General features: G+C 65.9%; 14 protein-coding genes and 1 pseudogene. 13 read left to right on the top strand and 2 right to left on the bottom strand.

All coding sequences use genetic code 11. The annotated features are described in order from the left end of the window. Window positions 1–192 precede the first annotated feature (192 nt). The 3 genes from qatB (at window position 193) to qatD (ending at window position 2812) form a co-directional block, all read left to right on the top strand. The gene (gene qatB, locus LG391_RS09320) at window positions 193–798 is read left to right on the top strand and encodes a Qat anti-phage system associated protein QatB (RefSeq protein WP_225767734.1); all 606 of its coding nucleotides are present in this window, start codon (window positions 193–195) and stop codon (window positions 796–798) included. A gap of 110 nt (window positions 799–908) precedes the next feature. Continuing rightward, on the top strand, window positions 909–2072 hold the full coding sequence (gene qatC, locus LG391_RS09315; protein ID WP_225767733.1) for a Qat anti-phage system QueC-like protein QatC: 1164 nt from the start codon (window positions 909–911) through the stop codon (window positions 2070–2072). Beyond that, entirely contained in the window at window positions 2069–2812 is a 744-nt protein-coding gene (qatD, locus tag LG391_RS09310; protein ID WP_225767732.1) for a Qat anti-phage system TatD family nuclease QatD, read from the top strand. Before qatC ends, qatD begins: the two co-directional genes overlap by 4 nt. Before the next feature lie 1242 nt (window positions 2813–4054). Here the strand turns inward: qatD and LG391_RS09305 are convergent. Then, window positions 4055–4621: a glycine zipper family protein gene (locus LG391_RS09305; RefSeq protein ID WP_225767731.1), complete on the bottom strand. Its 567-nt coding sequence runs from the start codon at window positions 4619–4621 to the stop codon at window positions 4055–4057. A gap of 465 nt (window positions 4622–5086) precedes the next feature. Here LG391_RS09305 and LG391_RS09300 point away from each other — a divergent pair, with 465 nt between their 5' ends. The 10 genes and pseudogenes from LG391_RS09300 to LG391_RS09255 all read left to right on the top strand — a co-directional run. Then, complete coding sequence (locus LG391_RS09300; protein ID WP_225767730.1) at window positions 5087–5548, top strand: hypothetical protein; 462 nt, start codon at window positions 5087–5089, stop codon at window positions 5546–5548. 176 nt (window positions 5549–5724) lie between these two features. After that, a complete protein-coding gene (locus tag LG391_RS09295; protein WP_225767729.1) occupies window positions 5725–6627 on the top strand; it encodes a sterol desaturase family protein in 903 nt (300 codons plus the stop codon). Window positions 6628–6763: 136 nt separating this feature from the next. Further along, a complete protein-coding gene (locus LG391_RS09290; protein ID WP_225767728.1) occupies window positions 6764–7279 on the top strand; it encodes a sigma-70 family RNA polymerase sigma factor in 516 nt (171 codons plus the stop codon). Window positions 7280–7296: 17 nt separating this feature from the next. Continuing rightward, a complete protein-coding gene (locus tag LG391_RS09285; protein WP_225767727.1) occupies window positions 7297–7731 on the top strand; it encodes a hypothetical protein in 435 nt (144 codons plus the stop codon). Continuing rightward, entirely contained in the window at window positions 7728–8204 is a 477-nt protein-coding gene (locus LG391_RS09280) for a periplasmic heavy metal sensor (protein ID WP_225767726.1), read from the top strand. Before LG391_RS09285 ends, LG391_RS09280 begins: the two co-directional genes overlap by 4 nt. A 134-nt stretch (window positions 8205–8338) precedes the next feature. Further along, a complete protein-coding gene (locus tag LG391_RS09275; protein WP_225767725.1) occupies window positions 8339–9139 on the top strand; it encodes a DUF4410 domain-containing protein in 801 nt (266 codons plus the stop codon). A 127-nt stretch (window positions 9140–9266) separates the two neighbouring features. Further along, the gene (locus LG391_RS09270; protein WP_225767724.1) at window positions 9267–9527 is read left to right on the top strand and encodes a cysteine rich repeat-containing protein; all 261 of its coding nucleotides are present in this window, start codon (window positions 9267–9269) and stop codon (window positions 9525–9527) included. Between the two features lie 364 nt (window positions 9528–9891). Further along, window positions 9892–10698 (top strand): class D beta-lactamase, encoded by an 807-nt coding sequence (gene blaOXA / locus LG391_RS09265; RefSeq protein ID WP_225767723.1) that lies wholly within the window; start codon window positions 9892–9894, stop codon window positions 10696–10698. 53 nt (window positions 10699–10751) lie between these two features. Then, a complete protein-coding gene (locus LG391_RS09260) occupies window positions 10752–11600 on the top strand; it encodes a LysR family transcriptional regulator (RefSeq protein ID WP_225767722.1) in 849 nt (282 codons plus the stop codon). 18 nt (window positions 11601–11618) lie between these two features. Beyond that, window positions 11619–11836, top strand: a pseudogene (locus tag LG391_RS09255) (IS5/IS1182 family transposase); the annotation flags it as partial. A gap of 48 nt (window positions 11837–11884) precedes the next feature. Here LG391_RS09255 and LG391_RS09250 read toward each other — a convergent pair. Next, window positions 11885–15058, bottom strand: a complete 3174-nt coding sequence (locus tag LG391_RS09250; protein WP_225767721.1) for an efflux RND transporter permease subunit — start codon at window positions 15056–15058, stop codon at window positions 11885–11887. Between the last annotated feature and the right edge of the window lie 6 nt (window positions 15059–15064).

Below are 15064 nucleotides of genomic sequence, written 5' to 3'. Positions count from 1 at the left end.
TCAGGGACGCCGGACCCGCCAGCGGGAGAGTCGCCTGGTGGTGAGCTGGGTGCCGACGACGCGCCCGCCAATACCGAGCCGGCGGCCCCGAAAGTCGCACCGCGCACCCCAGCGCCGCTGGCGCCGCCCGCTCGATTCCTCGGCGCACGCCGCGCGCTGGGTGACTTCGCGAGATCGGGCGATGGTCGCGACATGCGGCGCAGCCTCGGCCATTACATCCGAACCGGGTACGGCGGCTCGGCAACCGCGACGCGCCGTTTCGGCGGCACCGCCGCAACAGCTGATGCGCTCGGCGGCGCATTGGCGCGGGTTGCATCCGGGCAGCCTGCCGCGCCGGGCAGTCCGCTCGATCCGGCGCTTCTCGGAGGCCGTAACGTACAGGAGGTGATGGACGCCGTTGTCGAGGCGGTCCGGCCCGTTGACGGCACTCAAGACGCCGAAGCGGAGCGAGTGGCAATCCGCGACGCGATGTCCGAGCTTCTCACTCGGTTCCCGGATGCGGATCTCCTGAATCTCGACCCGGAGCAGCGCACCTTCGCCATCGAACGATTTACGGCGATTGACGTGTTCCGACGCTTCGAACTCGACGTGGGCAAGACGATCGTCGAGAAGGCGCCCAGCGCTGTGACGGCCCTCTCGCGGCTCAAGGAAGTTCGGGAGTATGTAAAGCAGAGCGTGGCGGCGTCATTTCGCAAGCTTCGTGATGCCGGGCGCGGCATCACGAGCGACCGCATCAGCCAAGTGGTCCGAGACGCCCTGAGGGAGACGTTCGAAGTGTTCGAGGGCTACGCGGAATGAGACTGGCTTGCGCCCCGAATGGAGCAGACCTGCCAAGCGGCGATGGCGTCCTGCGCGTCGTCCTTTACGGTCAGCCGCGGCGGGAGGGAGAGGGAAGCGCCGGAGACGCCGTGAAGGCGGAGATTCAACGTCGGCGGCTTAACCCGGCACCACGAGCGTGGGATCTCCTTTCCATCGCACTCAGCGTCGTCACCGCCGATTTTGCGGCCCGACGGGATCAGAGCCCGGACGGGTGGACGCGCGAGATCGAGATCGACATCGCCGTTGCGGACGCTCCGTTCTGGAGCGGACAAGCCGCGGCCCTCGCCGAAGCGCTGGCCTTCCTGACAACAGACCGCTGGACTCTGCGCTTTCACGAAGGTGGGTTCCTACCGACTCCGCCGCGCGAGACGGTCCGACCCACAGATGACTGCGTCGTTCTCCTTTCCGGAGGGCTCGACAGTCTCGTCGGGGCGATCGACCTCGCAGCCAAGGGCCGCAAGCCCTTCGCGATCAGCCAGACGGTGCGCGGGGACGCAGATAAGCAGGTGGACTTCGCCGCGAAGATCGGCAGTGGTCTTGTACACCTACAATTGAATCATAACGCGAACACGCCGGGCATTCAGGAGACGTCCCAACGGGCGAGATCGCTAATCTTCATCACGTTCGGGGTGCTCGCCGCCACCGCTCTCAAGGCCTATCATGATGGTCAGGAGGTGCCGCTCTTCGTCTGCGAGAATGGGTTCATCGCCATCAATCCGCCGTTGACAGGCGGGCGCCTGGGAAGTCTCAGCACTCGCACGGCGCACCCGGAGTTCTTCGCCCGCCTGCAGGATGTGCTCGACGCCGCTGGCGTACGGGTGAAGCTCACCAATCCGTACGCGACGAAGACCAAAGGCGAGATGCTCAAGGCGTGTGCGGACCAGACGTTGCTTCGCACAGAGGCGGCTCGCTCGACGAGTTGTGGTCGATTTCAGCGGTTCAATTATCACCAATGCGGGCGTTGTGTTCCCTGCCAGGTGCGACGGGCGGCGTTCCTCGCATGGGGCACCGTCCCGGACGCAACCGACTATGTGTACAAGCCTATCGGAAAGGACGATGCGGAGCACGCCGGCTTCGACGACGTTCGTTCAGTGGCGATTGCGCTTGCTGCTGTAAAAGCCGACGGGATCGATAGTTGGCTTGGGCATGCGCTCGCATCGCCCTTCATCCAGGATCGCGCTGCCCTGCTTGGGATGCTTGAGCGCGGGCTCGGTGAGCTTCGCGCGCTTCATCAAACCTACGGGGTCAAGTGATCGACTTCCACGCGCACCTGGATCTATATCCGGATCCGCAAGCCACAGCTCGCGAGTGTGTGGCCCGGAATCTCTATGTTCTATCGGTTACGACGACACCGTCCGCGTGGACCGGCACGGCTGCGCTGTCAAAGGACGCCCCTAGGATTCGCACTGCGCTTGGGCTCCATCCTCAGATCGCGCACGAGCGGAAAGGTGAGCTGCCACTGTTCGAGCGCCTGCTTCCTCAAGTGCGATACGTCGGCGAAGTCGGGCTGGACGGCGGCCCGGAGTTTCGGCGACATTGGCCAGATCAGGAGCAAGTGTTCTCCCAGGTGCTCGATCTGTGCGGGCGGGCGGGCGGGCGAATAATGACAATCCACAGTCGGCGCGCGGCGACGCCGGTTCTTGATGCGCTAACAGCGTGGCCCGCCGCCGGCATTGCCATCCTGCACTGGTTCTCGGGAACGCAGAAAGAACTTGCGCGCGCAATTGACCTCGGCTGCTGGTTCAGCATTGGGCCGGCGATGTTGGCTGGTGACAAGGGCCGAGCCCTGGCGGCGAAGATGCCGCGCGACCGCGTTCTAACCGAGTCGGACGGTCCTTTTGCACAGGTCGACGGAAGAGCAGCATGGCCGTGGGATGCCGATCGAGCAGTGGAAGCGCTAGCGCAGATTTGGTCTGAACCCGTCGATGAGGTACGCCGCCAATTACTCAACAATTTTCGGCGGCTGATTCAAAAAATCCCCGCCAGGAGCTGATCTTTCGGAATTCAGGTCAGAGTCGTCCAAGGGTGACCGGGAGTGGCCCGGCACCGAGCAAGGTGAGACCCGCGATGAAGGTCTTCTTGACCAAAACCTGGGGATTCGACGAACCATGCGGTCCTCTGCAGTTCGGCGATTCAGGTCGAAGGGAGTCGGCTCGAAGGGACCTCCGGACGGGTGACCTTGTCGTGATCGTTGGCACGAAGGGGGAGCCAACGGCAGAGCGCGATCGGGGCATGGTTCTCGGATTGATGCAGCCATCTACGATCCCCGTCCCGTCCAGTGCCTACCGTCTCAGCGTTCGGCAGATCGACTTGGTCGGCGACCGGTACCGCTGGCCATTTGCGCTGAAGATTCATCGGGCATGGAGGTTCGACGAACCACGCTGGAAATTGGAGGATATCACAGCGAGGCGATTCAACATGGATGCCGCCAGCGGCATCGTCGAGCTCGAACAGGCTGAGGCTGCTGCCATACTGGCCTTGCCGCGGACTGAGATTGAGGTCATGCAGGAAGGCGCCGTAGACGATCACCCGATGGGTGTCGCGAGAAAGCGAGCCCCTCCTCCGTGGACAACGCGGCGTGGAGTGATGCATCTGCGCAATTCCAGAGCGTTTACCTATCTTATGAGCGTTACTACACACCGGTCCCTGGCTTTTAAAATTGGCTGGGCTTTCGATGTGGCGCTCCGCGTGCGCCAATTTAACCGGGCCTCGATGCCCTCTCTCGGTGGGGCAGCGTATAAGGCAATTCTGGCATGCGAGTGGCCAAGTGCGCGGAGAGCTTTCCACATGGAGCAGACACTTTTGAGACGCTTCGACTCCAGGAGGCATGAGCATAATTCGGAGATTCTGCATCCTGTTACACACGGTGACATCATGAGAGCTTGGATTGAATATGAGAGATCCCCGCCTCCATTAGCGTTCTAGATGTCGGGCGACACGTAAAACTGGATGCCTCTCGCCTTGAGGATCTGGCCCCTCCTCCAGCGCGAGGAGGTTCTGATGGACGAGGATATGATGAGGTTCTGTCCCGATCACTGTGGATCGGGGGGAGCAGGTGAGGGAGCCGGACGAGGGCTGGCTCACCGAGCGTCTCCGCCAGCACCGGGGCAACGCCAGCATGGTGCGCCAGGAGTTGATGCGCGAGCACGGCCTTGTCATTAGTTTAGCAACGTCGCACCTCGAGCTGGCCCCGGCGGACGGTGCAGGGCCAAGGATACGGCCCTGCCCTGTCCCGTCAGTATCGCCTTGCATAGACAGCCCCAAAGGAGACGGTCGGCGCCGGCGCATAGACCGGGGCGTAGGCATACGGATAGGCCGGCGCGACGTAGACCGGGGATGCGTAGACGGGGGTTGGCGGCGGGGAAGACGGGCCTTGGACCGAATTGCCCTTCGCCACCATGCATTGGGTGTAGGCGATGTCGTACCGGTTCTGGAGGTCCGCCGCGGAGGCGCGGTTCGCCTGCCCTCCGAGGACCGATCCGAACAGCAATCCCGTGCCGGCGCCGACGGCTGCACCATCTCCGGCGTTGCCGCTGGCCGAGCCCCGCAGCGCGCCGGCCGCCGCCCCAATCCCGGCGCCCGCAGCCGCATGGCCCAGGCCGCTGCTCTTGACGGCTTGGTTCGGGTCCTGCGGCGTTGTCCGCTGCTTGGCGAACAGACGGCACGTCGTGTCGTCGTTCTGGAACTGGGCGAAGCTCTTGCCCTGCGACGGCAGCGCAAGAACCTTCGGGCCTGCCGGAGGCGCGACGGCGCAGCCTCCGAGCAGGATTGCCCCCGTCAGGGCGCACCAGCGGGCATTCATCTCCAGACGACCGGTCCCCGGACGACAACGCCCGGCCGGACGGCAACGGGCCGCCGGTAGACGACCGGCGGCCGGGTGACCACGACGGCAGGCCGCGGCACGACGACCGGCAGGGGCGCGACCACGACCGGCGGACGGGCAACTCCCACGGTCAGGCTGACCGAGGGCGCCGCGACAACGGCCGCAGGCACCACCAGCGGCGGCGGAGCGACAACCATCGGCGCGGGCGCCACCACGGCCGCCGGAGCTGGGACCGTTGCCGTCACCGATACGGCCGCCGCGGGTGCCGGCGCCACGACCACTGGCCGCGGGCGCGGAACGACCACGGCCGGCGGCGGAGTGACCACGACCGCGGCTGGTCCGCCATACAATGGCGGTGCCACGACACCGCCCCTGACGACGACGGAGCCGTCGGCCGGGCCGGTCACCACGCCCGCGTGACGACAGACACCTCCGGCGCAGCCGGTGACCCCGGTGGTGGAGACCGTGCCACCGTTCGGGCCGGTCAACGTCCCGGAATTGGTGAACCAACGCGGCGCCGTCCGTGTCACGGTGCCGGAGTGGCTGACGCTTTGGCCATCCGGGCCGGTCACCGTGACGTCGCGCGTGCAGCTGCCGTCGGAGCAACTGGTGCTGCCCGAGCGCGAGGCGGTGTTGCCGTTCGGACCCGCGATGCTGCGCGAGGACGAGATCTGGCCCGGCGCGGTCCGCGTGATGCTGCGTGTGCCGGTCGCGGTGCTGCCGTCGGGGCCGGTGACGGTCCGGACGCCTGAGCAACTGCCCGCGGCGCAGCTGCCGGAGCGGGAACCGGTGAACCCACCCCTCCAGGCTCCGACCGCGCCGTGGGTCTCCCAGGCGCTGGCGCCCGGCATCGTCAGGAGCGTGATACCGACCAGCCCCGGCACCAGAATGCCGAATCTCATCTGAGCAACCTTTCGTGTGGAGGCGCCTGGCCGATCGGCCGGCGGGATCCCTCACACGCTGGTACGGGCCTCGGCCCGGAAGTTTCCGCCCAAGACCCGATCATCGCGACGAACACTCCCGCCGGGCGGTCCGTATCAGGTGGGACCGGGCCGCATCGGACCCGGGACCAGACAGGGCTCATGTCCATGCATGTTGTTGAGTCACTGCTTCCGTTCAGGCTGTACTGGCTCGTTCTCGCGGCGGTCGCCATCGAGATGATCTGGTATCTGGCCGTGCGCCGAAGGGCCTATCCGTGGCGGGAGTTGCTGGTTTCCGTCGGCGTGATGCTGATCCGGATCCCGGGGCGGCTTCTCCTGCCCATCGTGGTGTTGCCGGTGGCCTTCTTCGTCTACCAGCATCGGATGGCGACGGTTCCGGTCGACACATGGTGGGCGCTGGCGCTGCTCTTTTTGGGCGTCGAGTTCTGTTACTACTGGGCGCATCGGCTGGGCCACGAGGTCCGCTGGCTGTGGGCCTCCCACTCGGTCCATCATTCGCCCGAACATCTTCACCTCGGCAGCGCGTTCCGGCTCGGCGCGACCGAGGTGATCTCGGGCGGCTGGCTTGTCTTCCTGCCGCTCTACCTGCTCGGGTTCCATCCGCTGGCGGTGGCGGGGACGATGGCCCTCAACCTCTTCTATCAGTTCTGGATTCACACCGACCTGGTCGGCCGGCTCGGACCGCTCGAATGGGTCCTGAACACGCCCTCGCACCACCGCGTCCATCACGGGAAGAACGAGATCTATCTCGACCGCAATTTCGGGGGTGTGCTCATCATCTGGGATCGCCTCTTCGGCACCTTCACGGCCGAGCGTGACGACACCCCAGTGACGTACGGCCTGTTGGGCGTCCCGGCCAGCAGCAACCCGGTCAAGGTCACCTTTCGGGAGTGGCTGGAGATCGCCCGGGATCTGCGCCGGACGCGCGGATGGCGGCAGCGCCTGCGGCTGGTGATCGGGCCTCCCGGCGCCACCCCGGTGACCGCCGCGCCCGACGGCGCCGACATCCGCCCGCAACCAGTCCGGCCGATGACGGCGCTATGACGGTCAACCGAATAGGTGGTTCGTGGAGAAAGGGTCATGATCAAACCGACATCCAGGGTTCGGCCCGCCGATGACGACACACTCTGCTCCCCTTCTCGCCACGGCGGAGCCGGAGGCGCCGGACGACGAGGCGCTGATGGCACGGGTGATCGCCGGAGACGAGGCCGCGTTCCGGTCCCTGGCCGAGCGGCAGTTGGGCCGGATCCTGAGGCTCGCGCAGAAGATGCTGGGATCGGCGGCCGACGCGGACGAGGTCGCGCAGGAGGTGTTGCTGCGGGTCTGGCTCAACGCCCGACGCTGGGATCCGCGCAAGTCGCGCCTGTCGACCTGGATCTACACGATCACCTATCGGATCTGCCTCGACCGGCTCAGGGGCCGGCGGACCGAAACTCTCGACGAAGCCATGGACATTCCCGACCCGACACCCGGCGTCTATGACATCCTGGCGCGAAAGGCCGATTTGAACCAACTGCGCTCGGCGCTCGACGCTTTGCCGGCGCGCCAGCGTGCGGCGCTGATCCTCTTCTACCATGAGGAGCTGAGCGGACAGGAGGCGGCGGACATCCTCAACGTCCGGCTGCGCGCCTTCTGGTCCCTCCTGCACCGCGCCCGGCAGGCCGCCGAACGCTTCCTGAAACCATCCGCACCGTGACAGAGGGGCTTCGAGCCATGGACCTGGATGTCTTCACGCACCTGATCAGGCAGCACGGACCTGAGCTCGAAACCTGGCCCGACAAGTACCGGCGCCCTGCGCTACGGCTTCGAGACGAGTCCCCCGAGGCGCGGACGATCTGGGAGCAGGCGATGCGCGCCGACTACCCGTTCATGCCCGATCACGATCACCCGGTGGACCCGATCCGCGCGAATGCGATCGTCGACGCCGCTCTGCGCCGGATCCGCAACGAGACTCCGTCGGTCCGGACCTGGGGCTGGCTGCTGTCGCGACCAATCGGCGCCGCCTTCGCCGGGATGCTGGTCGCGGGCTGGTTCACGGGCTACGTCCTGATGCCCTCACCTCGGCCGCAGAGTCCGCCGGGCACGACCTCTCCGCTCGTGGCCGTGCTCGACGCTTCCGCCGTCGACATCACGTGGTTGATCCAATGAAGCCGTTCTTTACCCAGGGGCGGGTCGTCAAGATCGCGCTCGCCGCATCCCTCGCCGTCAACGTCTTCTTCGTGGCGTTCGTGGGGGCCCAGCTGTGGCGTTCCCGAACGGATCTGCCGTCCTTCGTCGGCGATTCCGCGCAGACACCCGGGCTTGCGATTGCCCAGATGGCTCTGCAAAGAGCAGCCGACGCCCTGCCGGCGAACGACCGCGCTGCCCTCCGGCAGGCCCTCATGGCCCGGCTTCCGGTGCTCCGGGAAGCACAGGAGCAGTACTTGCAGGCTGCCGAGGCGGCGCGGAAGGAGGTCTCCCGAACACCAATCGACCCGGGTGCGCTCCGATCCAGCATCGACGCGGCGGTCGTCGCCCGCCAGAAGATCGCACCGATCGTCGGTGATCTGCTCGCCGATGCCATCCTGCACATGTCCGATGAAGGCCGGCAGAGTCTGAGCACCTATCGTCCCAAGCAGTGAACACGCTCCCCGGCCGCACTGTCGCAAGAAGGGAGAAACAGCCGCCAGGGCCGGAAACTCCGTGCTGACGGGCCCGTATCAGGGGCGCCATCGCCCGATGGCTGGCGAGATTTGCTCCAGCACGGAAAGAAACCATGGAAACGCAAGTCGAAGGGCACGCCCCCGCGGCAGCGTGGCTGCATGCCGTCCGGCCCTCTTGGCGGAGGGAGGGGCACGGCCTGAAAATCCGACGATCGTCGGGCCGCGTCCTACCCAGCCCGATCATCCTTCTCACCCTGCTTCTCGCGGCGTGCGGCGGGGCTCGCGTCTCCGATATCCAGTACGGCGCGGTCCAGCCAGCTCGGCAGCCGGAACAGGTCCTTGTCCGGGCGAGCGTCGCCGAGACCCCAGGAGAGGCTGCCAGCGCGGAGGCGGAGGAGGCAGCGAGGAGTCTCGCCCGACAGATCGCCTCCGATCTCTGCAATTCGGGAGTGCCGGCAGAGCCAATCGGCCACGGGGCCTCTCCCGTCAGCGCGGCCATCCTGGACATCAGCCTGACACAGCTCGACCAGGGCAGCACGCTGCAGCGGATCGTCGTCGGCTTCGGCATGGGCCAGTCCAAGCTCCAGGCTGCAGTCAAGCTCGTGCTTCCCGATCTCATGGCTCCCGAGCCGGCGGTTGCGTTCGACACCAGCGCCGACAGCGGCCACAAGCCGGGCCTGCTCCTTCCGGCTGGAGTCGGATATGCGACCGGCAATATCGTGAGATCCGCAATCGCCGGGGGCGCCGGACTCGCTCTCAACCTGCGGGGAGGATCGAGCGCCGATATCGAGCATGCGGCATCGGCCATCACCGAGCAGGTCCAGGACTATTTCCAGGACGTCGGCTGGTCGCAATGGCCGCCGGCGGCTACGCCAGCCGGCAGCTGTGCCGCCGGGGCGGCCGCGCGATCATGAGGCGCCTGTCGAGATAATACCCCCGCCATCCGAAAACTCGACCGCCTCCCCCTCGTATCAGGATCGGTGACCGAGTGGATCGACAGGATCGGCGTCACCTCGCAACGACCACCAAGGAATCGAACCAATGCCTTCTTGGAGCCATATCGCGGCCGCCTACCTGGCCCTTACCGTTGTCATGATCGGCGCTGTCGCGGCGCCGGGCGCTGCCATGGCTCAGCAGAGCCCTGCGGCCCAGCAGGCGATGCAGGCCTGCCGTGCTGACTATCAAGCCTTGTGCTCCGACGTCCAGCCGGGTGGCGGCCGGGGCCTCGCCTGCCTCCAGCAGCACGCGGACAAGGTGTCCGACGGCTGCAAACAGGCGCTGGCCTCCCTCAAGCAGAAGTGACGCCCGCCGCACGGCAAGCTACGCGCATTGACGGACAGGAGCCGTCTGTGATCGCCGATTGAGAAGGGCGCACCGGCGCACCCCGACCGGCAACTGTTCCTGCCCGCGCATCATCGGGACCGTGAGCTGCCAAACGGGGCTGAGCCTGTTGGCCCTCTGAAAGCCGGCCGGGCGCCCTGCGGCACCCGGCCGGAGCGCGGTCAATAGAGTCGACAGGCTGCATTGATGGGAAGACGGCCATGCCCCTTCGGGCCGGCGGCCGCGCCTCACTATTCCAGCTTGCGCTCGCGATATTCCCAACCCGACTTGGACGGCTCGTCTACCCCGCGGCTATGGAAGGAGACGCACCACGCCGGACAAGCCGATGAAGCAGGTTCTGTTTTCTCTCTCCGCATTTCTTTCTCTGCTCACCCTCCCGTCTTGGGCGGAGACGCGCACGATCTGCACGATCGTTCTGACGGCGGAGACAGGGGAAGCCGTCGTCGATCAAGGCGATTGCGGGCGGCGGATGTCGCCGGCCTCGACCTTCAAGATCGCGATCAGCCTCATGGCCTTCGATGCCGGCATCCTGACCTCGCCGAGCCGGCCGGAGCTGCCGTTCAAGGAAGGCTACATCGACGCATGGCCCGAATGGCGGCGGCCGACGACCCCGGCGACGTGGATGCGGGATTCCGTCATCTGGTATTCGCAGCAGGTCACGCAGCGGCTGGGGGCGGACCGGTATTCCGCCTATGTCACCGCCTTCGACTACGGCAACCGCGATCTGGCGGGCGACCCCGGGGCCCGTAACGGGCTGACCCACGCCTGGCTGAGTTCGTCCCTGCAGATATCGCCCGCCGAACAGGTGGCGTTCCTGCGCAAGCTGCTCCGGCACGAGCTGCCGGTCAGCGACGCCGCCGTCGAGAACACGGCGACGATCATGGACCAGGGCGTCCGGCCCAGCGGCTGGCATGTCTTTGGCAAGACCGGCGCCGGAGCATCGCGAGGCGCCGATGGCGAGCCGGCCAGACCCTTCGGGTGGTTCGTGGGTTGGGCGGAGCGCAACGGGGGCACGGTCGTCTTCGCGCGGCTGATCCAGGACAGCGAGCGCCAGCCCTCGCCCCCGGGCTTTCGCGCCCGAGATTCTTTGCTTGATGATCTATTCTCGGAGAACGGCATTCTGAGCCGGTGAAGCCGTGCCGGGCAACCAATGTCCCGGCCGGGAAAGCCGGGATACGACACGACATGAATATCGAGCTTCTGCGCGACTTCCTCTGCGTCTCCGAGAGCATGAGCCTGACGCGGGCGGCAGAACTGCGGAACACCACGCAATCGAACCTGAGCAAGCGACTCCGCGCTCTCGAGATGTGGCTCGGCCGCGACCTGATCGACCGCCGCGGCAGGCCGCTTGCGCTGACGCAGGCGGGAGAGGACCTCGTGCCCAAGGCCCGCGGCATTCTGGCGGAGCTCGACGGGTTCCGCGGCGCTGATCTCCCCTGGAGCGTGAAGGACGGCGCGGTGAGCATCGCAATGCCGCACAGCGCGACCGTAAGCGTCTTTCCGGCTTTCAAGAAGCGATTGCTGCGGCGCCTGCCCAAGGCGAGCTTCGCGCCCCGCATCGCCAATCACGACATGGTGGCGAGGATGCTCACTCGATCGGAGTGCGATCTTGCCCTCGTCACGCGTCACCCCCGGGTGCCGCAGGCCGACGAGTTCGCCGTATTCCGATCCGTCGATATCGCCCGCGATCGTCTCGTGCTGGTCGCGCCTCCCGGTGCGAGCAAAGACGAACCACTGCCGCTTCATGTGTCGGATTCACGGACCTACATCGGCCAGATCTGGCAAGCGTGCAGAGTCGCCGTCCCTGCGACCAAGGAGGTGGAGCACGGCATGGCGGCCGACATCCGGGCGCACTGTCTCGCGGGCGACGGACGCGGTGTGCTGCCGGAAACTATGGTCGAAGCCGATATCGCCTCCGGCCGGCTTGTCGTGTGCGACTGCCGGGAGGATCTCGGCTACGACGTCTCGCTGTTCTGCGCCCCGAAAGCCAGCCCTCAGGCAAAACGGATCTGGGCGCTTGCATCCGCTATCTGAAGGCGAGCTCCATCCGGAAATAAGGCCGCCTACCTCGACTTCGTGATCGAGGTCGTCGTCGCATCAGCCGCGAGCCCGACTTCAGAATCCGGCCGCGGCGCTGGGTCGCCGAGCGGACCATCGGGTGGATGACATGATGGCGACGGCTGGTCCGCGACCACGAAGCCCGCGTCGCTGTCTCCAAGGCCATGATCCACGTCGCCATGGGCTGCCTCCTCCTCCACCGAGTCTCTCATAAAGCTAAGCTTCCAAGCGGTCTCCAAGGTCGCGCGCCGATTAACACCTCACCCGTGGTCGATCGGGAGTCTCGCGGTGGAGGCGGATCTGACCGCAAGGCGCCGCAGGGACCACCACTCCTCGATCGCCCGCAGCACGATGAAGAAGGCTGGGACGACAAAGACGCTGAGCACCGTGGAGATCAGCATCCCGCTGACGACCGAGATGCCGATCGATCGGCTGGCGTTGGCGCCCGCGCCCGTCGCGAAGACGAGTGGAACCATGCCGAGGATGAAGGCGATCGAAGTCATGATGATGGGGCGGAAACGGAGCCTGGCGGCTTCGGCGGCCGCTTCGACCAGCGGCTTGCCTTCCTTGATGCGGAGATCACGGGCATACTCGACGATCAGGATTCCGTTCTTGGCCGCCAACGCCACGAGCAGGATCAGGCCGATCTGGGTGTAGAGCGTGTTCGGCAATCCGAGCGCCAGCAGTACGAAGACTGTGCCCAGGAGGGCGAGCGGCACCGACAGGATCACGGGGATCGGCCCGAGCCAGCTTTCGTACTGCGCCGCGAGCACGAAATAGACCAGCACCAGCGCCAAGCCGAAGGCGATGTAGACCTGGCCGCCGGCCAGTTTCTCCTGAAAGGAGATGCCGGTCCAATCATAGCCGCTTCCGGCCGGCAGCGTTCGTGCGGCGACCTGATCCATCAGTGCCATGGCTTCACCCGAACTCAGGCCCTCCTGCTGCCGTCCGATCACTGTTGCGGATGGATACAGGTTGTAGAGGCTGATCAGCGCAGGCCCGGCCTTGGCGCGGATCTCGACGAGGGTCGCGATGGGCACCGAATTGCCCGATGCATTCCTCACCTTCAACGCACCGATATCCTGCTCGATCCGCCGGAAGGAGTCGTCAGCCTGTGTATAGATCTGGAACGTATGGCCGAAACGCGTGAACTGATTGACGTAGCTCGAGCCCAGATAGCCCGACAGCGCACTGAAAACATCATCGACGGATGCGCCCATTGTCGCCGCCTTGATGCGGTCGACGGACAGTTCCAGCTGCGGAGCGAGGGAACCGGAGGTCATCTGGACCTGCTGAAGCCGGGACTGGGAGACCGCGTTTGCGGCAAGCGTCCTGCCGAGCTCGTTGAGCTTGGCGAAATCGAAACTGCCGTCACGGAGCTCCACCTGCATGTTGAAGCCGCCGACATTGCCGATGCCTTGAATCGACGGCGGCGGCACGACGATCGCCAGGCCGTCATCGAGCGATGCGAGCTGACCCGACAGTGCCTGATAGGTCTGGAGCAGGCCCTCCGCCTTGCCGCGCTCATCCCATGGCTTCATCACCACATAGGCGAGGCCCGCGCTCGACAACGATGCATTGCCCTCCAGCGCCGACACGCCGGCGATGGTTATGACATCCGCCACGCCCGGGATCGTTCGTGCAATCTGCGACACGCGCTCCAACGTCTTGTCCGTTCGGGACAGTGCCGCGCCGCCGGGGAGCTGGACGGCGACGAGCAGATAGCCCTGATCTTCAAGCGGCAGGAATGCACTCGGCACCCTCGTTAGTCCGAATCCAGCGACACCGATGAGGACGAGGCCTGTCGCCGCACTGAGCAACTTCATACGCAGCACGTGGCGGAGCGCGCGCTCGTAGCCTCGTTCAAGGGCACCGAATGCCCGCTCGAACCCTCGAAAGACGATACCGCGCCGGGCCAGGGGCTTTGGTGGCCGCATCCACAGAGCGGCCTGGGTGGGTTTGAGGGTCACGGCGTTGATCGCGCTGATGACGGCGGTCGCCGCGATGACCAGCGCGAACTGCTGATAGAGGCGGCCCGTCAAGCCGGGCAGGAAGGCGGCCGGGAGGAAGACGGCAACCAGAACAAGCGTGATGCCGACGATCGGGCCAAAGAGCTCGCCCATCGCCTTCTCGGCCGCGGCCGGACCCGACAGGCCACGTTCAAGGTGCCGCGCGGTTCCCTCCACGATGACGATCGCGTCGTCGACGACGATGCCGATCGCCAGCACAAGCGCGAACAGCGTCGACATGTTCAGGCTGAAGCCGAGCATCGCCATGGCGGCGAATGCTCCGATCAAGGTGACGGGAACCGTCGTCGCCGGGACCAGCATCGCCCGCCAGTCCTGAAGAAAGAGCAGGATGACGGCGAGCACGATGAAGCACGCCTCGATCAGGGTCTTGTAGACCTGGTGGATCGCGGCATTGACGAAGGCGGTCGTGTCGAAGGGGATGCTGTAGGCGATGCCGTCGGGAAAGCCCTTGGCGAGTTCGGCCATCTTTGCGGCGACGGCATTGGCCACGTCGAGGGCGTTTGCGTCCGGCAGCTGGCTGATGGCGATCGCGGCTGCCGGCGTGCCATTCATCCGGAAGATCTGACCATAGGATCTGGATCCGAGCTCCACCCGCGCGACGTCGCGCACGCGGGTGATCCTGCCGCCCGCGTCGGGCTCCGACTTGACGACGACATTCTCGAACTGAGCGACCTGGTCGAGCCGTCCGGTCACGTCGATCGTGTATTGGAATCCCTGGCTGGCTCCGATCGGGGGCATGCCGAGCTGGCCGGCCGAGACATCCCGGCTTTGCTGGCGCAGCGCCGCCACGACGTCGCTCGGCGTCAGACCGCGCGCCTGCAGCAGGCCCGGATCGAGCCAGATCCGCATGGCATAGTCGCCCGCGCCAAAGATGCTGACGTCGCCGACGCCGGGCAGGCGTGCGAGCTGGTCCACCATGTTGATCTTGGCGTAGTTCGCCAGGAAGAGGCTGTCGAAGCGATTGTTCGACGAGGTGAGAGCGACGAATTCGAGAATCGACGTCGATCTCTTTCTGACCGTGATGCCTTGCGACTGCACGGCATCAGGAAGCTGCGCCTCCGCCGCGCTGACCCGGTTCTGGACCAGGATCTGTGCCTGATCGGGATCGGTGCCGATCTCGAACGTCACCACCAGGGAGTAGACACCATCGCTCGCGCTGGTGGACTGCATGTAGAGCATGCCGGGCACGCCGTTGACCTGCTGCTCGATCGGCAAAGCGATCGTGTCCATGACGGTGCGTGCGCTGGCACCGGGATAGCGGACCGTCACCTGCACCGTCGGCGGCACGATGTCGGGGTACTGCGCGACAGGAAGCTGAAGGAATGCAACGCCGCCGATCAGGAGCGTGACGAAAGCGATCACATTCGCCAGGACCGGCCGCTCGATGAAGAATCTGGAGAACATCGGATT

It is taken from the genome of Inquilinus sp. Marseille-Q2685 (genome assembly GCF_916619195.1).
Classification (GTDB): Bacteria; Pseudomonadota; Alphaproteobacteria; order DSM-16000; family Inquilinaceae; genus Inquilinus.
Note: the sequence above shows the minus strand (reverse complement) of the source record. Positions and strands in the feature narration are given on the sequence as shown.